The organism is Bifidobacterium cebidarum, assembly GCF_009193305.1.
Classification (GTDB): Bacteria; Actinomycetota; Actinomycetes; order Actinomycetales; family Bifidobacteriaceae; genus Bifidobacterium; species Bifidobacterium cebidarum.
On the sequence record NZ_WBVS01000002.1, the window covers coordinates 225,111 to 246,831 of the forward strand.

General features: G+C 60.7%; 13 protein-coding genes, 1 other RNA gene and 1 pseudogene. 11 read left to right on the top strand and 4 right to left on the bottom strand.

The annotated features are described in order from the left end of the window. Window positions 1–25 precede the first annotated feature (25 nt). Window positions 26–1,120 carry an aspartate-semialdehyde dehydrogenase gene (gene asd, locus F7D08_RS03155; RefSeq protein WP_152209237.1) on the bottom strand — a complete coding sequence of 365 codons (1,095 nt, stop codon included), beginning with the start codon at window positions 1,118–1,120 and terminating at the stop codon, window positions 26–28. 181 nt (window positions 1,121–1,301) lie between these two features. Here asd and F7D08_RS03160 point away from each other — a divergent pair, with 181 nt between their 5' ends. Continuing rightward, window positions 1,302–1,922: a DUF5701 family protein gene (locus F7D08_RS03160; RefSeq protein ID WP_100493280.1), complete on the top strand. Its 621-nt coding sequence runs from the start codon at window positions 1,302–1,304 to the stop codon at window positions 1,920–1,922. Window positions 1,923–2,018: 96 nt separating this feature from the next. Beyond that, window positions 2,019–3,398 carry a metallophosphoesterase family protein gene (locus F7D08_RS03165; protein WP_193316173.1) on the top strand — a complete coding sequence of 460 codons (1,380 nt, stop codon included), beginning with the start codon at window positions 2,019–2,021 and terminating at the stop codon, window positions 3,396–3,398. Between the two features lie 21 nt (window positions 3,399–3,419). On the opposite strand, the gene F7D08_RS03170 is transcribed toward F7D08_RS03165, so the two are convergent. Together F7D08_RS03170 and F7D08_RS09945 are read right to left on the bottom strand one after the other, a co-directional pair. After that, entirely contained in the window at window positions 3,420–5,432 is a 2,013-nt protein-coding gene (locus F7D08_RS03170; protein WP_193316183.1) for a PASTA domain-containing protein, read from the bottom strand. Between the two features lie 102 nt (window positions 5,433–5,534). Next, window positions 5,535–5,600 (bottom strand): annotated as a pseudogene (locus F7D08_RS09945) (zinc-ribbon domain-containing protein); the annotation flags it as partial. 303 nt (window positions 5,601–5,903) lie between these two features. On the opposite strand from F7D08_RS09945, the gene leuA reads away from it, so the two are divergent. Then, window positions 5,904–7,820 (top strand): 2-isopropylmalate synthase, encoded by a 1,917-nt coding sequence (gene leuA, locus F7D08_RS03175; RefSeq protein WP_152209239.1) that lies wholly within the window; start codon window positions 5,904–5,906, stop codon window positions 7,818–7,820. Window positions 7,821–7,919: 99 nt separating this feature from the next. On the opposite strand, the gene F7D08_RS03180 is transcribed toward leuA, so the two are convergent. Beyond that, entirely contained in the window at window positions 7,920–10,403 is a 2,484-nt protein-coding gene (locus F7D08_RS03180; protein ID WP_226803289.1) for a transglycosylase domain-containing protein, read from the bottom strand. A 183-nt stretch (window positions 10,404–10,586) separates the two neighbouring features. On the opposite strand from F7D08_RS03180, the gene ffs reads away from it, so the two are divergent. The 8 genes from ffs to F7D08_RS03220 all read left to right on the top strand — a co-directional run bounded on the left by ffs (window position 10,587) and on the right by F7D08_RS03220 (window position 21,703). Beyond that, window positions 10,587–10,683, top strand: an RNA gene (gene ffs, locus F7D08_RS03185) — signal recognition particle sRNA small type. Between the two features lie 88 nt (window positions 10,684–10,771). Further along, window positions 10,772–11,914, top strand: a complete 1,143-nt coding sequence (locus F7D08_RS03190) for a phosphatase PAP2 family protein (RefSeq protein WP_152209240.1) — start codon at window positions 10,772–10,774, stop codon at window positions 11,912–11,914. A 164-nt stretch (window positions 11,915–12,078) separates the two neighbouring features. After that, window positions 12,079–15,078 (top strand): type I DNA topoisomerase, encoded by a 3,000-nt coding sequence (gene topA, locus F7D08_RS03195; RefSeq protein ID WP_152209241.1) that lies wholly within the window; start codon window positions 12,079–12,081, stop codon window positions 15,076–15,078. Window positions 15,079–15,377: 299 nt separating this feature from the next. Continuing rightward, entirely contained in the window at window positions 15,378–16,001 is a 624-nt protein-coding gene (tmk, locus tag F7D08_RS03200) for a dTMP kinase (RefSeq protein ID WP_152209242.1), read from the top strand. A gap of 46 nt (window positions 16,002–16,047) precedes the next feature. Beyond that, window positions 16,048–17,199 carry a DNA polymerase III subunit delta' gene (locus F7D08_RS03205; RefSeq protein ID WP_152209243.1) on the top strand — a complete coding sequence of 384 codons (1,152 nt, stop codon included), beginning with the start codon at window positions 16,048–16,050 and terminating at the stop codon, window positions 17,197–17,199. Between the two features lie 208 nt (window positions 17,200–17,407). Beyond that, a complete protein-coding gene (locus F7D08_RS03210) occupies window positions 17,408–19,357 on the top strand; it encodes a hypothetical protein (RefSeq protein ID WP_152209244.1) in 1,950 nt (649 codons plus the stop codon). A gap of 157 nt (window positions 19,358–19,514) precedes the next feature. Further along, entirely contained in the window at window positions 19,515–20,069 is a 555-nt protein-coding gene (locus tag F7D08_RS03215) for a YbhB/YbcL family Raf kinase inhibitor-like protein (protein ID WP_152209245.1), read from the top strand. Window positions 20,070–20,101: 32 nt separating this feature from the next. Continuing rightward, window positions 20,102–21,703 carry a C69 family dipeptidase gene (locus F7D08_RS03220; RefSeq protein ID WP_152209246.1) on the top strand — a complete coding sequence of 534 codons (1,602 nt, stop codon included), beginning with the start codon at window positions 20,102–20,104 and terminating at the stop codon, window positions 21,701–21,703. Window positions 21,704–21,721 lie beyond the last annotated feature (18 nt).

Sequence of the window (21,721 nt, forward strand, 5' to 3'; positions counted from 1 at the left end):
GGCTCGAGGTTGCGCCCCTGCAGCGCTACTTCTTCGTGATGTAGCCCAAGGCCTTGAGCATCTCGGCGCATTCCAGAGCGCCGCCGGCGGCACCGCGCAGGGTGTTGTGCGCCAGGCCGACGAACTTCCAATCGAAGATGGAGTCCTCACGCAGACGGCCGATGGAGACGCCCATACCGCCTTCGTAATCCACGTCCAGCTTGACCTGCGGGCGGTCATCCTCGGTGAGGTACTGGATGAAGTGCTTCGGCGCGTGCGGCAGACCAAGCTCGGCGGCCTGGGAGGTGTAGTTCACCAAGCGATCGATGAGCTCTTCCTTGGTGGCCTTCTTGCCGAAGTTCAGGAACACGGTGGCGGTGTGGCCGTTGAGCACAGGCACGCGAATGCACTGCGAGGTGATCTTCAGCGGGCCGTCGAACGGCACGATCTCGCCGCGTTCGGCGTCCACATGGCCGAACACCTTGAGTGGTTCCTTCTCGCTCTTGGCTTCCTCGCCGGAGATGAACGGAATGATGTTGCCCACCATTTCCGGCCAATCCTTGAACGTCTTGCCGGCGCCGGAAATGGCCTGATATGTGCTCACCACCACCTCATGCGGCTCAAATTCCTTCCATGCGGCCAACGCCGGGGTGTAGGCCTGAATCGAGCAGTTCGGCTTGACGGCGATGAAGCCGCGCGTGGTGCCGAGGCGCTTGCGCTGGTGCTCGATCACCGCGAAGTGCTCCGGGTTGATCTCCGGCACCACCATCGGCACGTCCGGCGTCCAGCGGTGTGCGCTGTTGTTGGACACCACCGGGGTTTCGGTCTTGGCGTAGCGCTCTTCGATCGCGCGAATCTGGTCCTTCGGCATGTTTACCGCGGAGAACATGAAATCCACGCCGCCGGCCACGGCTTCGGCGTCATCGCCGTCCACGACCACCATGTGCTTGGCGTATTCGGGCATCGGCGTCTCCATCTTCCAACGGTCGCCCACGGCCTCCTCATACGTCTTGCCGGCGCTATGCGCGGAAGCGGCGAGCGTGACCACCTCAAACCACGGGTGATTCTCCAGCAACGTGACGAAACGCTGGCCCACCATACCGGTGGCGCCAAGAATGCCGACCTTCAATTTTTCGGACATGATTACCTTCTGGGTCCAAGGAACACGATTCGCTCGGCCGCGCACAACCACGGTCGAATACGGGTCAATATTGTACGGAATACGCGCCGCCTCAGCGCGTGGTTTCCCATATGATGACGGCAGCCGGATCGCGCCTGAGCGTCATGCAGCGCCTGTGCCGCCACGTTGCTAGGCTGGAGGCATGTCTATTGCATCAGTAGAGGCGCAAAAACAGCTTGATCGTATCGTGGCCCTTGGCTACCCGGATGTGGCGGATATGTCCGCCGCCGCATTCCGCGCGCTGGCTCGCCCGCTTATCGGCGCGCTCGAGCATTCCGATTTGGGCTCGAACATTCTTCTGGTGCCTACCCGCGAGCTGGTTTCGCCGGAATCGCTGATCGCCCGAACCTCCATCAACCGCATGGCCGGCTTCACCACGATGCCGCCGCGCGATATCGCCAGCTTCCTGCCCATCAGCGGTTTCACGCCGCCCGAAGGCCCGTTCTACTTGGTGGTCGATCCGCACACCGGCACCTGCTACATCAACCGCGAGCCGGATGTAGCCCGCAAACTGTTGGATTCCGACGACCGTCTGCCACTCACGCTCGAGGAAGGACTGGCCATCGCGACCCAGCACCCGGAATGGCTGATGGTCAAAAACGGCTTCAACCTGCTCGGCTCCCGCTCTGCTGACGGCCGCGTGCCAAGCATCTGGATGAGCCAGAATGCGCCTCGTCTCGGTGCCGTCTGGCCGAACTCCCGCCACACCTGGCTCGGCAATGCCTACTGCGCCGCCCGCCGCGGCGTGAGCCTCTTCCGCTGAGCGCGTGAGCGTTTGCGTTTCCGGCAGTGAAACGCCCTGTGCCGGTCCTGTGAATGGCCGGGCGCAAACCACTGCGCGCTCGTACACTGAGGAACCATGACAAGCTTGCGATTCCGTGCGGACGGCAGCTTCCGCGTGCTGCAAATGGCCGATGTGCAAGACGGCCCTGATGTGCAACCAGACACCATCCGTCTCATTCGCGAGGCGGTCCGCGAAGCCGACCCCGATCTGGTGGTGTTCACCGGCGACCAGATTCGCGGCTATGACCCCGCCTACATCGATACGTTCCTGCGCCGCCGTGGCGAGGAGCCCGGCGCCCGCGTGCGCGCGGTCACCGAAGTCGAAGCCAGACTGCGTGGCATCAAACGCCGCAATAGCCCAACTGCCTCACCCGCCGAAGCGCAGGCCGCCCTCGACGAGCTGATGGACCAGACCCGTGACAAGGTCCGCCGCACCTTCGCCGGATTCCTGGGGCCGATTATCGAGGCCGGCGTGCCGTTCGCCGCCACCTACGGCAATCATGATTTCCAATGCGGCATCCTGGCCGATGAGCAGGATGACATCTACCGCGAATTCCCCGGCTGTCTCAATCCGGCCGGCAGCCTCGAACCCGGCACGTTCGCGCTGCCCATCGAAGCCTCTGATGGCTCCGGCCGCGTGGCCATGTCCGTCATGATGGTGAACTCCGGTGATTATGCAGCCGATGCTGATACGGCCGGCGAGCGCGAAAACGATGCGCAATACCCCGCGTATGTGGTCAATTCCCGCGGCCTCGACCTGGCTGATTCCGATGGCTATGGTACCCCCACGCCGGAAGCGCTCGAATGGCTGGGCTCGGTGCAGGATGAACTCGGCGCTCGCAATGGCGACGGCAAACCGGTGCCGGCCATCGCCTTCCAGCACATCCCGCCGCAGGAGTTCTACGACTGCCTGAAGGAAGTGCCCGCTTGGACGCCGAACGCTGTGGAGGGCGCACGCACGCACGAAGGCCACTGCTATGGACTGAACCACGAAGTCTGCCGTCCGGGCTCCAGGCTCGGCGAGGCCATCGGCTGCGCGGACGAAAACGTGGGTGAGATCGCCGCGATGAACGCGGCAGGCGGCTACTTCGCGCTGTTCTGCGGCCATGACCACAAAAACGCGTTCGTGGGCCATGTGCACGGCCTTGACTTGGGCTACGCGCCCACATGCGGCTTCGAATGCTACGGCCCCAAGTCCCGCTACCGCGGCATCCGCCTGTTCGAATTCCACGAAAGCGATCCGGCCGGATACGTGACCCGTATGCTCACCTGGGGCGATTTGGTGGGCCGCTACTCCAGCAACGAGGTGCGCGTCTGGTTCGAAGACCATTGCGTGACCGGAGCGGTCAGCATGCGCAACGAATTGCGCCGCCCACAGGTGTTTGCCGTGCTCGCCGGAGCGATGAGCCTCGGCTTTTTGGCGATGGTGCGCTCACTGATCAGCGGCAAACGCTGATCAGTGCGACGATGTGCCGCATTACTGCTGGATATATGGGATAAACGCCGATGCTTTGGCGGACTCGTCATACAGCAGCACATTGGAGCTCGATGCGCCCGCTGCCTCAGTTGCGAAATTGATGGACAATCCTTCTTGCGCAACGGTGCCTGATGCCATTGAAGGGAACGGAGTATTCGCCGGATACCAGTGCCATGTGCCGCACGGCATAATGCCGATGCTATCGGTGTACTGGTATTCGTTGCCATCCCATCCGAATGAGGATGCATCGCATTCCATGTCATACCCATTGGCCTCGTTCGCCTTAATGGACGAGAACTTGCCATGGAACGGATACGAGACACGTGGCGCGGTGGCCATCGGGCCGCTGCTACTGGCATCTGCTTCGTTGACTTCACCGGTAAAAGTGCCATCATCCTTGACTGTCAGGCCCACCCATTGCGAGCCCTCGCCAGTGGAGAAGAACCGATATTGATTGGCTACTTGTTTGAATAGCGAAGTATCGACTTTAGAAGAAGAGTCAGTTTTTTCGGAGGCTTTGGACCCTGACGCATTCGCATCCGCGCCCACATCGGCATCGGGTAGATTCTGCCAGTCCGGTTCGGAGGACTCCACCAGATAGTAGGCGTTCTCGTCGCTCGGGGCGGGCTTCATCTTGACCACATCGGATGCGCTGCCGTTGTATCCATCGAACGGTACGAACGGATTGGCTGTTCCGGGAGCGTATGGAGCTGTGGTGGTCTTGTATTGCGAAGGGTCGCGCCGCAGGATAAACGGGCGGCTCGTATCCGCAGTCTTCTTCTTGGCTGCGGCCGTCAAGGCATCCTTATCAAAATATCCTTTGCTCTCCAGGCCCTTCAGATCGGAGCCTGTGGGCACCACCAAGAACAAATCCTGCATGCGGTATTCGCCGCTGGTTGGTAGAGGCGTAGCGCTTACAGCACTGAGAGAATACTTCGTACCATCGGACCAGTAACTCGTCATGCTGTCGTATGGCATCAGCTCGAATGCGCCGTAGTTCTGTTCCACCAGGTAGTCGGCCTTGGAGCTGCCGCAGAATGGCTGTTGGATGGAATCGCAGGCAATCAGCAGATTGTCGAAGGACGAACTGTCGTCGCCATTGCTGGTGGCGCCGTCTTCCACCAGACGCTGATTGTCGATAGTGATGCATTCGCCTGCATTGGTGCACCAACGTCCGTCGGCTGCGCTGGTGCTGCCGGCAAGAGGAACGTCGGTCATGTTGTCCAACGAATACCCTGTTGTATTGGGGTCGGTGAACGCATCCTTGGTCTGGGAGGCATCGATGCCTTGATAGAGCACCACATCCTCGCCGGCGCTCAGCTCAGAGCCAGGCTCCGGTAAAGCGCCTGAAACCTTACCTACATATGCCTGAGAGGAAAAATGCTTCTTCACCGTCACATTATGCCCTTGGGACTCCAGCTGGGATTTCACTTCATCCACGCTTTTGCCCATCACGTCAAGTGGCAGCGCATTGTCATCTGCCTTTGCGGCCACGCCGACGTAAATGCCAGCATCCTTGGCGTCTTTGGCGACCGCCTGACCGGCTTCCGGCGATGTGGCCACTACGGAACCTTCAGGATTCTTCTTGGTGTCGGCAACATAGACCTTCTTGTAATGCACGGGCACGTTCATGCCGGCCAACGTCTGCGTTACCTTTTGCGCCTGCTGGCCCAATGTATTCTTGGGCACGCCGGGACCCGCGGATTCGCGGATCACCACTGTCTGTCCTGCTTTCACGCGTTCGCCGGCTTGCGCGCCTTGATAGCCGAGGAAAGCGCCTGCCTCCTTACCTGAGAATACTCGCGCGGTCTTCGTGGCAAGACCCTTTTTCTCTAGTGCTGCGGTCACATCTTTGGCCTTGACCGCCGACTTCTTCTTGCCTGATACATCGGCGACCTCCTGCGCGATTGAGCTGGCATCCGGGAGCGTCTTGCCTCCCCATACCTCCATGCGATAGGTTACGAACAATGCGACTCCGGCAACGATAAGAGCGGCAAGCGCCGCCGTGAGCATGATAATGAGGCGCTTGTTCGTCCGCGGTTGTACGGCCTCTGTCGTTGCGCCTGGCATCGGGTCCGCAAGCATTGGATCAGAGGGTTGTGCGGCGGCCAGTTGGGTACCGCATGAGGCACAGAACTTACTGTCTGCAGCATTCGAGGCATGGCATTTGGGGCAAATCATGGGCGTGGCTTCCTTACATCGCACTTACATCGAGGATTGGTTGCGGCGATAACGTTGCTTCGCAGCCCAACTGTAGTCTTGCCACGGAGCAAAGGATGTTCCCGAATGTCCATGGTGATGGCGCATGCAGGCATTGTTGCGCCCCGGAACGATGCAAGTCTGGAGAATCCGCCACAATACGGCGATTTTGCCGGATGTTGCCCTAGCCGGCTTGTAGGATGTTTCGTGCACATTAACAAATCCGCGAAGCTCTTGACAAATCAGAAGAGCAGGCTTCGCGTAACCATAAGAAAAGGAGGAACGATGGGTCAGGATCAATCATCCGTTTTTGATCTCGCAGCGGTTGCCGCAGCGTCCAATGGGGGGAATAATGACCCGCTGCTGCCTCCGGCACGATTCATCGGCGATCCGCAGAAGCCCAGCCGCATGCCCTACACCAAGTACGTGGCGTACGACAAGCAGGTCCCGTTTGATTACCCGGAGCGCACGTGGCCGGGTAAGCGACTGCAGCGCGCGCCGCGCTGGTGCTCGGTCGACCTTCGCGACGGTAACCAGGCCCTCGTGAACCCGATGGATTCCGAGCGCAAGCTGCGCTTCTGGAATCTTCTGGTCTCCATGGGATTCAAGGAGATCGAGGTGGGCTTCCCATCCGCTTCCGAAACCGACTTCGACTTCATCCGCATGCTCATCGAGCGTGAGCTGATTCCGGATGACGTGACCATCGTGGTGCTGACCCAGTGCCGCGAGCACCTGATTCGCCGCACCTACGAGGCCTTGAAGGGCGCCAAGCGTGCCATCGTGCACTTCTACAACTCTGTCTCCGTGCTGCAGCGCGAAGTGGTGTTCCGCAAGAACAAGGAAGAGATCAAGAAGCTCGCCACCGATGCCGCCGAACTGTGCAAGGACCTCGAATCCGAGGCCAAGGGCATCGACCTGTACTACGAGTACTCGCCGGAATCCTTCACCGGCACCGAGCCGGAGTACGCCGTCGAGGTGTGCAACGCCGTGATCGGCGTGATCAAGCCCACCCCCGAGCATCCGATGATTATCAACCTGCCGGCCACCGTGGAAATGACCACGCCGAACGTGTTCGCCGATGAAGTGGAATATGTCTCCACCCACCTCGACGATCGCGATGCCGTGGTGCTCTCCCTGCATCCGCACAACGACGAGGGCATGGGCGTGGCCGCCACCGAGCTGGCCGTGCTCGCCGGCGCCGACCGTGTGGAAGGCTGCCTGTTGGGCAACGGCGAACGCACGGGCAACGTCGACCTGGTGACGTTGGGCCTCAACATGCTCACCCAGGGCCTCGACCCGCAGCTCGACCTCTCCAACGTGCCGGAAATCCGCAAGACCGTCGAGTACTGCAACCAGATTAAGATTTCCGAACGCCACCCGTATGCCGGCAACTTCGTGTTCACCGCCTTCTCCGGCTCCCACCAGGACGCCATCAAGAAGGGCCTCGAAGCCCGTCAGGTGGCCGCCGAGCGCGCCGGTGCCGATCTCGACAACTTCGTGTGGCTGGTCCCGTACCTGCCGATCGACCCGAAGGATATCGGCCGCACCTACGAGGCCATCATCCGCGTCAACTCCCAGTCCGGCAAGGGCGGCATGGCCTACCTGTTGAAGACCAACCACAACCTCGACCTGCCGAAGCGCCTGCAGGTGGAGTTCGACAAGATCGTGCAGAAGTACGCGGACGACACCAAGAAGGAGGTCAAGGACGAGGATATCTGGCGTCTGTTCAAGGACGAGTATCTGCCGGTCGAGCAGTCCGGCATGACCGCCGCCGGCGTGGTGGTCGGCGACACCCACGACGCCTCCCTGGCTCCGTGGGGCCGCCTGAAGCTCCTCAAGGTGTCCATCAGCTCCGGCGAGGACGGTTCCGACACCGTGCTCAAGGCCCGTCTGCTCGACCGCGGCGTGAACGTGGGCGTGGATGAGCCGGTGGAGCGCGAGGTCTCCGGCATGGGCAACGGCCCGATCGCCGCCTTCCTCAACGCCATCTCCAACTTCGGCGTGGACGCCTCCATCATGGACTACGTGGAGCATACGATGTCCGTGGGCACCAACGCCATGGCAGCCTCCTACGTGGAATGCCAGGTTGGCGAGGCCGACGACGCGCAGATCGTCTGGGGCGTGGGCATCGATTCGTCCATCACCACCAGCGCGCTGAAGGCCATCATCTCCGCCATCAACCGCTCCCGTCGCACTCGTTGAGCAGGCGCTGAGCGCTCGCTCAGCAAGCAAAGCAGCATAGCGCATAACAATTGAGGCTCCCTTCCAACGAGGGGAGCCTCAATTCGTTTGCTTAGCTATCTACTGCTGTGATGATTGCGCGGAGCTGCCGCCGTTGCCATTCCCAGCGTTATCGCCACTGGAAGAAGTGTCTCCAGCATTGCCGGGGTCGGCACTGCCGCCTGACCCATTCTGTTCATTCGAGCCATTGCCGCCGGAATCTCCAGAGTTGCCGCCGCCGCTCGTATTGCCTGGATAGTTCGGGCACTGAGTGGAATAACTCGGGTTGGCGAGGCACTGCTGGGCGAACTTCTGTGCTTCGGTTTGATTGCTGTCGGTCTTGCCGGAATCGTTATTATTCGAAGCATTATCCGAGTTGGATTGATTATCCGTCGAGGACTTGGACGACGAACCGGAACCCAAGCCCCAGGTACCGTCCGGGCCGCCGATCTTCCCGGTATCTTTCGCCGTGGTGAATTGCTCGGCCGTCGTGCCCTTCAATGCCTGGGACATGTATTCGGTAAACAAGTGCGAAGGATAACCGGTGGAAGTAACGCCGTAGCCGCCGAACGCAGGCACCACCTGTGGATTGCCGTCGGCATCCGGGTTCCAGATAGCCCACACGTTGAGCAGACTTGGCGTATAGCCCACGAAGGAGGCTGCCAGCTCATCGTTGGCGGTGCCGGATTTGCCGGCCACCTGACGGCCTCCGAGAGCGGCGGACACGCCTGCCGCCGTACCGGTGGTGGTGGTGCCCTGCATGGCCTTCTGCACGAGGGCACAGTCGTTGGCGTCAAATACCTGTTTGTTCTCGCTGGGGGCTTTGTACAGGTTCTTGCCATTGGAATCAAGAACCTGAGACACCATGTGCAGCGTGTTCTTCACGCCGTTGTTCGCGATGGTCGAGTGACCCTGCGCCAAGTCCCATACGGTGAGCGCGTTGATACCGAGCACGTTGTATGGCGAGGTCTCGTCGATGTCGCCGGTGATGCCGGCCTCGTGCGCGATCTTGGCCGTGCGCTGCGGCGTCAGGTGTTCGTTGACGTTCATGAACACCGTATTCACCGAATTGGCGGTGGCCTGGTAGAGGTTGATCGTGCCCCAATTGACGTTCAGTGCGTTGTTCACTTCCGCGCTGATGCCGGAGAAGTGCTGGTGCGAGTTGCCGTTGAACTTCGTGTCGAAGCTCACGCCCTCCTGTGCCGCGCCGAGCAATGCGAACGGTTTCATGGTCGAGCCGGGTTCGAATACGGCCTGATTCGCGTTGTTCAGTGGTTTGGTGAGGTAATCGGAGCCGGCGTAAATCGAGACCACGGCACCGGTTTTCTGCTCCACCGCTATGCCGCCCACCTGCAGGGTGTCCGGCATGCCGTCAACGCGTGTATCGCCCACGGTCTGCATTACGTCTTGCTTGGCCTTGTCGATGGTGGTGACGATTTTGTAGCCGCCGGTATCCAGATCTTCCTTGGTGAACGCCTTGGAATTCACCAGCTCCTGCCTCACCATGGTGAGCAGATAGCCGTTCGGGCCCTGATACTCATTCTGCTGGGCCACCGCAGCGGTTTGGGGGAAGGACGCCTCCTGATGCTCTTTGGCGGTGATGTAGCCGTCTTCCTGCATGATGTTCAGCACGCGCTTGAAGCGCTGCTGGGCGATCTTCGGATTGTCCGCCGGGTCCCATGTGGAAGGTGCGGGGATGATGCCGGCGATCATCGCGGCCTCGGAAAGCGTCAGATCCTTGGCGTCCTTATTGAAATATGCCTTGGCGGCGGCTTGAATGCCGTAGGAATTGCGGCCCAGATAAATCGTATTCATGTAATTGCACAGCACTTCCTCCTTGGATTCGGTCTGTGCGATTTTCAGGGCCAGAATCGCCTCGCGCGCCTTGCCGGAGTACGTGGTGGTTTCGCCCAGATAATAGCGCTCGGCGTATTGCTGGGTAATGGTGGAGCCACCTTGGCGTGTGCCGGTGGTCACATTGTTGAGGAATGCGCGTGCGATGCCCTTGAGGTCGATGCCTTTATCCGTATAGAACGTGCGGTTTTCGGATGCCACGATTGCATTGCCCACATAGTCCGGCAGATCGGTGCAGGAGATGATTTCGCGGTTCTGCTCGGCGTATGAGCCGATGGCCGTGGTGCCGTCCGAATAGTAGACGGTGGTTTTCTCGGCTAGTGCGAACTTTTCCGGCTGTGGCACTTCGGTGGTGGAATACAGGTATGCGAATACGCCGATGCCGGCGAGGGTCCCCAGGACGAACAATCCTAAGAAGATGCGCAGGATCCACTTGAGTACGCGGTGCCTGCCGTTGCCGCCGTTCTTTTTGTGATTGCGGCGGTGGCTGGTGCTGTGGGTGCCATGTGCGTTGCGGCTGGCGTTGCGTGCGTCACGACGGGTGCCGGTGCGACTGCTGGCGCGACCGCCGCTGCGGCGGCCTGATGCCGTTGCCGCCGATGAGTATACGCCTTCCTGAGCGGCTTGTCCGGTCTTACTTTGCGCGGTGCGCGGCTTGCGAATAGCTGGGCCATTGCTGTCGGCGCGTGCGCGACGTTGATATGAAGCCATGCATGCCACCGTAACCACGGGGGTTGAACATCAGGCTCGGTTTGGCTTGATTTCAGTGTTAGGAGCAGAGTATTTACGCCGAATCCTTACAAATATGGTGCGCTATGGGCGGACTCTGGACGGCTGCTGAATACTTGCTGGGGCAGTGCGACTTGCGCTGGTCCACCCATGTCCTTACACTGTACAAAGCCTCCACGCGGCGCTATGTCACCCAACTCCCCCAGGGCAGGAATGCAGCAAGGGTAAGTGGCCTCTTGCGGGTGCGTGGGGGTTTTCTGTTTTGATTGTTGTTCGCGTTTGTGCGGATTTGGCCCCGAGCGCGAAGTCTTGCGTCATACTGTCCGGGGCGCGGCCGTAGAGTCATGGGTATGAATGACGCACAGCATCCTGTAATCCGCGATCCACACGCGCCTGCAAACATGGTAGGTTCCATGGATTTTGCAACTCAACGCGCGGTCCATGATCCTTTGGCGGCTTTAGGCTCAGTGCCCGGCGAAAAGCGTGCGACCGAGCCTGCCGTCGATTTCGACCGCGGTCTCAGCCATGATCTTGACCGCGGTCTGGCCCGCCTCGACCCGCTGACTGTGCGTCCTCGCATCTCCAGCCGTGTGCTGTGCGCGGTGTTCGGCCTGCTGATGATTGCCGCCGCATTCGGCGTCTGGTGGCTGTGCGTACACACCGAAAACGGCCAGTCGTACGACGAAATCGTCTGGAAGCAGTTGCCGGACAATCTACCGGGCTGGATCGCCGGCATAATGAATATGGTGGCCCAGTCATGGCTGGTCATTGCCGTGAGCTGCGCGCTGGGCGCCATCGGGGTGGCTACGGCCGTGATCCGCCGCCGTTGGTGGCTGGTGGGCCAGATCGCGGTGCTCGCCGCATTGTGCTGGGCCTCGACCTTGCTCAAAGGCGTGCTGCCGCGTCCGTTCATCATCCAAACCGACTCGCCGGTGGTCAACTCCGCACCTTCCGGTCATACTGTGCTGGCCACCGCTGCCGCCGTAGTGCTGCTGATTGCCGTGCCGCGCGCGGCACGTGCGCTCGCAGCCGTAGTGGGCGGCACCTGGGCGGTGTTGGTCGGCGTATCCGTGATGGTGGGGCAGTGGCATCGCACATCTGATGTGCTGATGTCAATTCTGCTGGTTGTCGGTCTGACGCTGATTATGCTGGCCTTCACACGCACCTCCGGCATGGATGATCCCGGTCGTCGTGTTTCTTCGGTAAGCGTGCAGATTGTCGGCAGTGTGCTGATCACCGGCGGCCTGCTGCTGATGCTCTACAGCGCATACGTGATCTGGCAGGTGCTGCCGGGGCTGAACATCATCGCCAGCTGGGCTGTGCAGGGCTCGATCGTCAGCTCGGTGGTGGGCATTATCGGTGTCACCGCGCTCGCGTTCGGCCTGCTGCTGGCATTGCGGCACATCACTGCAGCGCCACTGAGCCGCCTGGGATTGATCGGTGCGCCGCCTGCGCCGCCGGCGCAAGGTGCAGCGCCGCGTGGCGCGCGGTAAGCTGCGTCACGTGCGTCACGCATGCTGCGGAACGCGGAGTTTGACCGGCTTTTCATCCACTGTTCAGCCGCCAACCGGCCGCCAATTTGGCAGTTGCACACCATTCATGAGTATTATGACGCCAGAAACACCGTGAGTTTCGAGGAAATAATAAGGAGTAGGGCATGGCTACCAAGCTCGTGATCGTGGAGTCCCCGACAAAGGCCCACAAGATCGGTGACTACCTCGGCAAGGGGTACACCGTCATGGCATCGGTGGGCCATATTCGTGACCTTGCACAGCCGAGCCAGGTTCCCGCGGCGGACAAGGCCAAGTTCGGCAAGTTCGGCGTGGACGTGAACGACGGCTTCAAGCCCTACTACATCGTCGATGGCGATAAGAAGCGCACGGTGAGCGAGCTGAAGTCGGCTTTGAAGAACGCCGACGAACTCTACCTCGCCACTGATGAGGATCGCGAAGGCGAGGCCATCGCATGGCATTTGGTGCAGACCCTGAAGCCCAAGGTGCCGGTCAAGCGCATGGTGTTCCACGAGATCACGAAGAACGCCATCAACGATTCGCTGACCAAAACCCGTGATGTGGACGGGCACATGGTGGATGCGCAGGAGACGCGTCGCATCCTCGACCGCCTCTACGGTTACGAGCTCTCCCCGGTGCTGTGGCGCAAGGTGGGCCCGGGCCTTTCCGCAGGCCGCGTGCAGTCGGTGGCCACGCGTCTGATTGTGGAGCGTGAGCGTGAGCGCATGGCGTTCAAGCGTGCGCCGTACTGGGATATCGTGGCCACGCTTGCAGCGCCTGATGCGCAGGGCGAGGCCGCGGAATTCTGCGCTCGCATGATCTCGCTTGGCGGCAAGCGGCTTGCCGGTTCCAAGGATTTCGGTGCTGATGGCCAGCTGACTCCTGATGGTTTCAAGGCCAATGTTCGACAGCTGGATGAGGCCTCGGCGGGGGCTGTGGCTCAGGTTTTGCGCACTGCCGACTTCACGGTGATGTCGATGGAGACCAAGCCGTATCGCCGCCGCCCGCAGCCGCCGTTCACCACCTCCACGCTGCAGCAGACCGCCGGCAATCGCCTCGGTATGGGCGCCCGTGCGGTGATGCGCGCGGCCCAGAGCCTATATGAAAACGGCTACATCACCTATATGCGAACCGATTCGGTGACCCTGTCTCAGGAAGCCATCGCAGCCGCTCGCAATGCGGTGAGCTACCACTTTGGCGAAGCTTTCCTCTCGCCTGAGCCTAAGCAGTATGCCACCAAGACCGCAGGTGCACAGGAGGCTCACGAATGCATTCGCCCGGCTGGCTCCCGCTTCCATGACCCGGACGAACTGGCATCCAAGCTGCCGGTCGATCAGCTGCGACTCTACACGTTGATCTGGCAGCGCACGCTTGCCTGCCAGATGGCCGATGCCACCGGTTCCACCGCAACCGTGCGCCTGTCCGCTTCGGCTGGCGCCGAGGAAGGCGAGGCGGTATTCCAGGCATCCGGCACGGTGATTGAATTCCCGGGCTTCATGAAGGCGACGGGCGAGGGCCGCAAGAAGGCCGCTGCTGGCGCTGGTGCCTCGGCTGAGTCTGCAGCCAAAGCCAAGGGCGACGCCTCCGAATCGAATACTTCCCTGCCACCGATGACCGTGGGCCAGCAAGTCGAGGCCACCAGCGTCGAGCCGGATGGCCACGAAACCCAGCCGCCGGCCCGATACACCGAGGCCACGCTGGTCAAGACCTTGGAAGCCAAGGAAATCGGCCGCCCGTCCACGTACGCCAGCATCATTTCCACGATTATGGACCGTGGCTATGTGTACGAGCGTGGTCGTGCGTTGATTCCAAGCTGGTTGGCGTTCTCCGTGGTCAAGCTTCTGGAGCAGAACTTCCCGAAGCTGGTGGATTACCAGTTCACCGCCGAAATGGAAAACGGATTGGATCGCATCGCCCATGGCGAGGAAACCGGTCGCGATTGGCTGACCCGCTTCTACTTCGGTTCAGGCGAGGGCGCTGCGCGTAACGCCGACGAAGCCCATGAGGGCCTGCAGCAGCAGGTGGCGCAGCTCGGCGAAATCGATGCGCGAGCCATCAACACCATCGATATCGGTGATGGCATGCATGTGCGCGTCGGCCGCTACGGCCCGTACCTGGAAGATATGGAGCACGTGGATGCTGAAGGCAATCCGAAGCGTGCCTCCTTGCCGGATACCATCGCCCCGGATGAGCTGACCGTAGCTGTGGCCCATGATCTGATCGACAATCACTCCGGCGGCCCGCGTGAGCTCGGCACTGACCCGGCTACCGGCGGTACGGTGGAAGTGCGCAACGGCCGATTCGGTCCGTACGTGGCGTTGGTGCTGCCCGCTCCGGAAGGAGCCAAGGAGGCGCCGCGCCCGAAGATGGCATCGCTGTTCAAGACGATGAGCCCGGAATCGCTGTCTTTGGAAGATGCGCTGCGTTTGCTGAGCCTGCCGCGTGAAGTCGGCAAATATGAGGAGACCAATGCCGAAACCGGCGAAGTCTCCGAATACACGGTCGCCGCCAATAACGGTCGTTACGGCCCATACCTGACCCGAACCGGTGCGGACGGCAAGTCCGAGACGCGTTCCCTGGCTTCCGAAGACGAGATCTTCACTGTGGACTTGGCCAAGGCCAAGGAGCTGTTCTCCCAGCCGAAATACGGCCGTGGACGCGGGCGTGGCGCTGCCAAACCGCCGTTGCGCGAGCTCGGTGCTGATCCGGCAACCGGCAAAAACGTGACCATCAAGGATGGCCGTTTCGGCGCGTACATCACTGATGGCGAGACGAACCGCACGGTGCCTCGTCAATACACGCCGGAGACCATTACCCCGGATGATGCGTTCCGTCTGTTGGCGGAAAAGCGCGCCGCCGGTCCATCCACGCGTGGTCGTGGACGTGGCGGTCGTGGCGCTGCGGGCAAGGGCAAGAGCACGAAGGGCTCCGCCAAGACCGCGCCCAAGGTGAGCGCGGTTGAAGCCAAACGGGCCGAACGCCGTGCCGAGGTGAAGAAACTGGCCGCAAAAGGCTGGGCCAATACGCGTATCGCGGAGAAGCTCGGTTCCACCGCCGCCACCGTGAAGGCCGACATCGATTGGCTCACCGCCAACGAGGGCTTCACCCGCCCGCCGGTCGTGGCCGCCAAGCCGAAGAAGAAATAGCCGATGCGTTCCTTGGCGGATATACCTGTTGTGAGATGTTTTGCCTGATATCTCGCTTACAAGGGGTACATTCCGGCTGTTGTAGATATCTATCTGCTTTACGAGGGGTACATGATACTCGTTTCTGCGGCTATCGACGTTGGAATTGCAGCATGTGTATTCGCGTTATATCAAAGTCAGTACCCCTTGCAAAGCAGATAGATAATTTGAATGCATGATATGTACCCCTTGCACGCGAGATAGCTGAAAGACGGAGCGCATTGTGCGGCAATTCGGTAGTTGCCGCTAAGGTCGGAGGCATGACCGGTCTGTTTATTTCGTTTGAAGGCGTTGACGGCGTGGGCAAAACCACGCAGGCTGAGCGCTTGCGTGCATACCTGGAGGCTCATGACCGCACGGTTGTGGTGACTCGAGAGCCAGGCGGCACTGCGCTTGGCCGGGCGATTCGCCAGATGCTGCTGCACGGCGTTGACGGTGGTGCGGCCGATATTGCTCCTCGTGCCGAAGCGTTGCTGTTCGCCGCCGACCGTGCGCAGCACGTAGCCGAAACGATTCGCCCGGCACTGGAACGCGGCGAAGTGGTGATTACAGACCGTTACCTCGACTCCTCGCTGGCTTATCAAGCCGGTGGCCGTGAACTTACACCGCAGGAAATCAGAAACTTAAGCATGTGGGCCACGAACGATCTGCTGCCCGCGCGCACCTATTTGCTGGATATGGATCCGGCGCTTTCTCACAATCGTCTCCAGCATGCGGAAGACCGCATGGAGTCGGCAGGCGATGACTTCCAATCCCGCACACGTCAGGCATTCCTTGACTTGGCCGCCGCCGAGCCCAAGCGCTTCCGCGTGATCGACGCCAACCGATCCATCGAGCAGGTGTGGTCCGCCATCGAAACGGATATCGCCACATTGCTACAGTAATTGGTGTAGTGGAAACAGCGCTGGCAACGGGGACGGGGGAGATGCGATGAGCGTATGGGATTCGTTGGTCGGGCAGAAGCCCGTTGTGGATATGTTGAGCCGTATCGCGCAAGGCGAGCCCAGACAGGTCACGCAATCATGGCTGATTTGCGGCCCTCCAGGCTCAGGCCGCTCCAACATGGCTCGCGCGTTCGCGGCAGCGCTGGAAAGCCCGGACCATGGTATGAGCGCCGAGCCGACACGCGTCACACAGCAGGTGCTCGCCGGCACGCACCCAGACGTCACCGTACTCACCACCAATAAGGTGACCATCGGCATTGATCAGGTGCGCGACATCATCGCCACGTCCGAACAGATGCCGGCCACCGCACCGTGGCGCGTCATCATTATCGAAGACGTCGATCGTATGCTCGAGCGCACCACCAACGTGTTGCTCAAGGAAATCGAGGAACCGGCCGAACGTTGCATCTGGTTGCTGTGTGCGCCCAGTGCGCAGGATGTGCTGCCGACTATCCGCTCGCGTTGTCGCGTGGTGAATCTCGCCGTGCCATCCGCAGCGGCCGTGGCTGATTTCTTAGTCGCCAATACTGGCGCTGAGCCGAAAATCGCGCAACGAGCCGCCCGCCTTTCCGAAGGACACATCGGCATCGCACGTCTCTACGCCACGAACGAGCGCGTTATGTCCGACCGCGACGAGCTGATTGTCGGTGTACTGAATCTTGCCCGCGCTTCGGATGCGGTGCTGCTGGCCGGCAATCTGATTGATAATGCCAAAGGCCAGGCCGAGGCGGACGCCAACGAGTGGTCCGACAAGCAGGAAAAAGAATTCCGCCGCATCAACGGCTTGGCGGAGGGGGGGCGCATCCCCCCGAAATTGCGTGGCGCGTTCAATCAGGTGGCCAAGAAGGATGACATCAAGCGATTCACCACCCGCCGCACCCGCGACGTGCTCGATCGCGCGCTGAATTCCGTAGCCTCCATCTACCGCGATGTGGCCGTGCTGCAGAACAATGCCGAGGATTCGGTGGGCCTCATCAACCTCGAGAACCGCACGGCCATCACCGAGCTTTCGGTGCGATTAAATCGCGCCGGTGCCGTGGAGCGCCTCGACGAAGTGGCCCATGCCCGCAAGCGTCTGGCTGGCAATGGCAACCCCCTGCTCACCTTTGAGGCCCTCTTCTGTGCCCTGATCCCGTAGGCGGTTGGTGATCTTGCCTCCTTCTGACGAGGGAGGTGGCATCGCAAAGCGATGACGGAGGGAGGGAAAACGCCAATGCACGTGTGCCTGCTCGTCCATTTCCGCCCCTGATTGTCCGCTTGCTGAAACGGTTTTGACCTCGGGGGGGGGGTATTGTTGCGGCTTAGGAGTGTAGCCGACGTGGCTACACACTATGAGGGAGATATCCATGAAGAAGATGGGCAAAGTTGTTGCCGTCCTCGCCGGTCTGAGCATGATGCTCGCCGGCGCTGGCACGGCATATGCCGATGATGCCGCCGACACTGATGCCACGCCGCAGACGACGCAGTCGCAGCAGGCCACTGCCGATGCGCAGGCTCAGGCCGATGCTGCTCAGGCGCAGGCCGAGCAGAACGATCAGGCCACTAAGGATGCCGACAAGACCCCGGCTCCGGCCACTGCTGATAAGCAGCAGGCCAAGAAGGCCACCAAGCAGGCCGCCCCGAAAGCTCAGGCCAAGGCTGCAGCCGCCGGCCCGGCCATCAGCGTTGTCGCGGCTCCGACTACCCCGTTGATGTACGGTGCGGATTACTCTAACGTTGACGAGTCCGCCGCATTCAAGGTGACGATGACCGGTCTGACTCCGGGCCAGCCGTACGGCGTGCTGACCAGCATGAATTACGGTGATTTGCCGGCACTCGGTGCTTCAGCTAATGCGTATAACTACAACGCTCCGGTATTCACTGCTTCCGCAGCAACCCAGACGGTGGACGTGTTTTATCGCGGTCTTCAGAAGCCTTCGTCGACGGTAACGTTCGCTCTTCTCTCGGGCGATACGATTAGCGGCAGCGGCGACTACACCTCTCTGAGCGGCACTGTGGTGAGCATCTCTGGCGGTGTGCAGGCGACGGTTGTCGACCTGAGCGGGAAGACCCCAGTGACTCTTGACAGCCAGTCTGTGGAGGATGTCGGTGTACACACGGCTGGTCTCAAGGCCCATTACACCGTCGATCCGTCGCTGATTAACGAAGTGACCAAGATTTGCTACTCCACCACGCTGGTTCGCATCTACACCGTGAGCGGCAAGTTCACTGAAAACTGGCAAGTTGGCTGGGGTCCCCGTTCTACTTGGGACTGCGTGACCAACGCCATTTCGGATGAGGATGATACAACCGGTGATACTTACAAGGTGAGCAACATCGTGGCTCCGTACACCTCTACCCAAACCGTGATGGGCCAGTGGTTCAGCCGTGGTCACACGGACGAGGCCGAGGACCAGCCTAACAAGACCCTGCCTGCTTCTGGTGACATTGAGACTGTGATTCCTGGTCTGCTGGCAAACACCAAGTATGGCAACTGGGGCTTCACCGGCACTCCGGCTGATATGGAGTTGGTGTACAACACCGCGAAGACTGAAACCACTGTCAAGGATCCAGTTTCCATGATCTACTCCGGCATCGTGCTGACCTTCAAGGATGGATCCCAGTTTGTTCCAAACTCGTACGAATCAGATAAGGCTATGCAGGATTTGCCGCAGGACTTCACCACCAAGGCCGCTGCCAACGGTCCGGTTGCTTCTGATCAGCTGACCGATGCCAACAAGAATGGTGTCGAGGGTTCTAACAACGGCAAGGCCACTGCCGGCTCCACCTACCGCATGTACGTGGACAGCCTCAAGGAAACCGCCGCTTGCAAGGCTTCCATCGCCTCCGGCCAGTACTGCTACTGGACCGGTTACATCTACTCCACGCCGAAGCAGCTGAACTCCGCAGACGGCAAGGCTTCCGCAGTCCGTGTGGACAAGGATGGCAAGGCCTACGTCGAGTACCAGATTCCGTCCGATACCGTGAACGGCGACCACAAGATCGCCCTGTACGACAACGACGGCAACCTCCTCGGCTGGACCCCGGTGACCGTTGCCGCAGGCCAGAACAATAACAATCAGGGCAACAACAACCAGAACAACAACCAGAACAACGGTGGATCTAACAACCAGAACACCACCAAGCCGACTGACACCAAGAAGCCGGCTGGCACCACCAACAAGAACGACGCTGCCAACAAGAGCCAGCAGAAGCTGAGCAACACCGGCAGCAGCGTGCTGGTGATTGCATTCGCCGCAGTCGCTCTGCTGGTCGCCGGTGCCAGCGTGGTGATTTACCGCCGCCGCCAGGCCTGATGCTCGGCGAGGCCTATCGCCAATAATCACGAGGGTTTCTTCCGTTTGGAAGAGACCCTCGTTTGATATGCGCCGAAGTACTAGCCATAACGAAAGGATGCGAAGCTGTTATCGCAGCAGATTTGGCGGTAACATGCCCCGCGATACACTGGAGCGTATGAAGATTTCCGCTGATTTCACGGTGGTGCCTGACGATTTCGCCAAGGCAGCCGCGCCCGAATATCGGGCTGGCGGCGTCCCCGTCATCTCTTTCCCGTTCTACGTGGACGAGGTGAACCCGGAAGCCCGCTATCTGCATTGGACGTTCACTGATCCCGATTCCATTCCGGTCTGCGGCTTCGAATGGATTCACTGGACCGTGGCCAACCTGCCCATCGACGCATTGATGTTCGATTTCAATGATTCGCATGCGCTGGCCATTCCGCCGGACTTCTCTCGCCAGATGCCGGCCATGATTCCTGAAGCCGTGCAGGGCCGCAACTCCTCCGCCTCCAAGTTCGTGGGGCGGGATAACGACCCGGCCGTGATCATGCGGTACAACGGCCCGCAGCCGCCGGACAAGGACCACGACTACTACCTGCATGTCTGGGCCACCAAGGAACCGCTGCCCGGCCTGAATCAGGGATTCTGGATGAATGAGCTGCTGCACAAGCTGCGCGAATGCGGCGAGAACCCCGATCAGGGCGGCATGTTCGTCACCGGCAAGGCGTGATTCAGCAACACAAGAAAGGACACATAGGCAATATGGCCTGCACCACCATTCTGGTAGGCAAGGATGCGAGCTACGACGGCTCCACCATCATCGCGCGTAACGAGGATTCCGCAAACGGCGAATTCAACCCGAAGCGCTTCATCGTTGTGAAGCCCGAGGAGCAGCCGCGCGAATACAAGTCGGTCATCTCCCATCTGACCATCAATCTGCCGGACAATCCGCTGCAGTACACCGCAGTACCGAACGCCGACCTCAAGGAAGGCATTTGGGGCGAAGCTGGCGTGAACGAGGCGAACGTGGCCATGAGCGCCACCGAAACCCTGACCACCAACGAGCGCGTGCTCGGTGCCGATCCGTTCGTGGAATACACCCCGGCCAAGGGCGATGAGCCCGAAGTGGCCGGCGGCATCGGCGAAGAGGACTTCCTGACCATCGTGCTGCCGTACATCAAGACCGCGCGCGAAGGCGTGCAGCGTCTCGGCGCACTGCTCGAGGAATACGGTACCTACGAGATGAACGGCGTCGCTTTCTCCGACGTCAACGAGATTTGGTGGCTGGAAACCGTGGGCGGCCATCACTGGATTGCCAAGCGCGTGCCGGACGAGGCCTACGTGACCATGCCGAACCAGCTGGGCATTGACGAATTCGACCTTGCCGACGCGCTCGGCGATCAGGAAGATCACATGTGCTCCGCCGATCTGGCTGAGTTCATCGAAGCCAACCACCTGGATCTGGCCGTGGAGAACACCACGCCGTTCAACCCGCGTGACGCCTTCGGCTCCCACTCCGACTCCGACCACGTCTACAACACCCCGCGCGCATGGTCCATGCAGCGTTTCCTCAACCCATACGACGAGGTCTGGGATGGTCCGGACGCCGATCACAAGCCGGAATCCAACGACATTCCGTGGGCTCGCCAGCCTGAGCGCAAGGTGACCATCGAAGACGTGAAGTACGTGCTGAGCTCCCACTACCAGGGCACTCCGTTCGACCCGTACGGACAGCTGGGCGACGAGCGCACTCGCCACATGTACCGTCCAATCGGCATCAACCGCCAGAGCCAGCTCGCCGTGATGCAGATTCGCCCGTACCGCCCGCAGGCTTCCCGCGCGGTGCAGTGGATGGCCTACGGTTCCAACCCGTTCAACACGCTGGTGCCGTTCTTCCCGAACGTGGACACCACGCCCGCCTACCTCGAAGACACCACCACCCGCGTGACCTCCGAGAACTTCTACTGGGCCAATCGCATCATCGCCGCCCTGTGCGACGGTGCGTTCCGCTCCACCGCCAACGCTGTTGAGCGTTACCAGGAGAAGACCGGCGCGATGGGTCACCGTCTGGTGGCTGCCACCGATGAGCAGGTAGCTCGCCTGGGCCTGACCGCCGCCGAGGAAGCCGCACAGTCGGCCGCCGAAGAGGAGTTCGAGGCCGATAACGTGGACGGCGACGTGCAGCCGATGACTCCGGACGAGATCATCGAAGCCACCCGTAACGCTGAGGTGCGCGGCATCTTGGCCGCCGCCAACCAGACCATGGCTGACCAGCTCAAGGAAGAAACCGAGAAGCTGCTCGACTCCGTGCTCTACACCCGTAGCATGGAGATGAAGAACGGCTTCCACATGTCCGATTTTTAATCCGAACAGATCCGAATA

Excerpts from the sequence above, each read along its gene's own strand:
- asd (WP_152209237.1), bottom strand. The coding sequence starts at position 1,120 with ATGTCCGAAAAATTGAAGGTCGGCATTCTTGGCGCCACCGGTATGGTG.
- F7D08_RS03160 (WP_100493280.1), top strand. The coding sequence starts at position 1,302 with ATGTCTATTGCATCAGTAGAGGCGCAAAAACAGCTTGATCGTATCGTG.
- F7D08_RS03165 (WP_193316173.1), top strand. The coding sequence starts at position 2,019 with ATGACAAGCTTGCGATTCCGTGCGGACGGCAGCTTCCGCGTGCTGCAA.
- F7D08_RS03170 (WP_193316183.1), bottom strand. The coding sequence starts at position 5,432 with ATGCTCACGGCGGCGCTTGCCGCTCTTATCGTTGCCGGAGTCGCATTG.
- leuA (WP_152209239.1), top strand. The coding sequence starts at position 5,904 with ATGGGTCAGGATCAATCATCCGTTTTTGATCTCGCAGCGGTTGCCGCA.
- F7D08_RS03180 (WP_226803289.1), bottom strand. The coding sequence starts at position 10,403 with ATGGCTTCATATCAACGTCGCGCACGCGCCGACAGCAATGGCCCAGCT.
- F7D08_RS03190 (WP_152209240.1), top strand. The coding sequence starts at position 10,772 with ATGAATGACGCACAGCATCCTGTAATCCGCGATCCACACGCGCCTGCA.
- topA (WP_152209241.1), top strand. The coding sequence starts at position 12,079 with ATGGCTACCAAGCTCGTGATCGTGGAGTCCCCGACAAAGGCCCACAAG.
- tmk (WP_152209242.1), top strand. The coding sequence starts at position 15,378 with ATGACCGGTCTGTTTATTTCGTTTGAAGGCGTTGACGGCGTGGGCAAA.
- F7D08_RS03205 (WP_152209243.1), top strand. The coding sequence starts at position 16,048 with ATGAGCGTATGGGATTCGTTGGTCGGGCAGAAGCCCGTTGTGGATATG.
- F7D08_RS03210 (WP_152209244.1), top strand. The coding sequence starts at position 17,408 with ATGAAGAAGATGGGCAAAGTTGTTGCCGTCCTCGCCGGTCTGAGCATG.
- F7D08_RS03215 (WP_152209245.1), top strand. The coding sequence starts at position 19,515 with ATGAAGATTTCCGCTGATTTCACGGTGGTGCCTGACGATTTCGCCAAG.
- F7D08_RS03220 (WP_152209246.1), top strand. The coding sequence starts at position 20,102 with ATGGCCTGCACCACCATTCTGGTAGGCAAGGATGCGAGCTACGACGGC.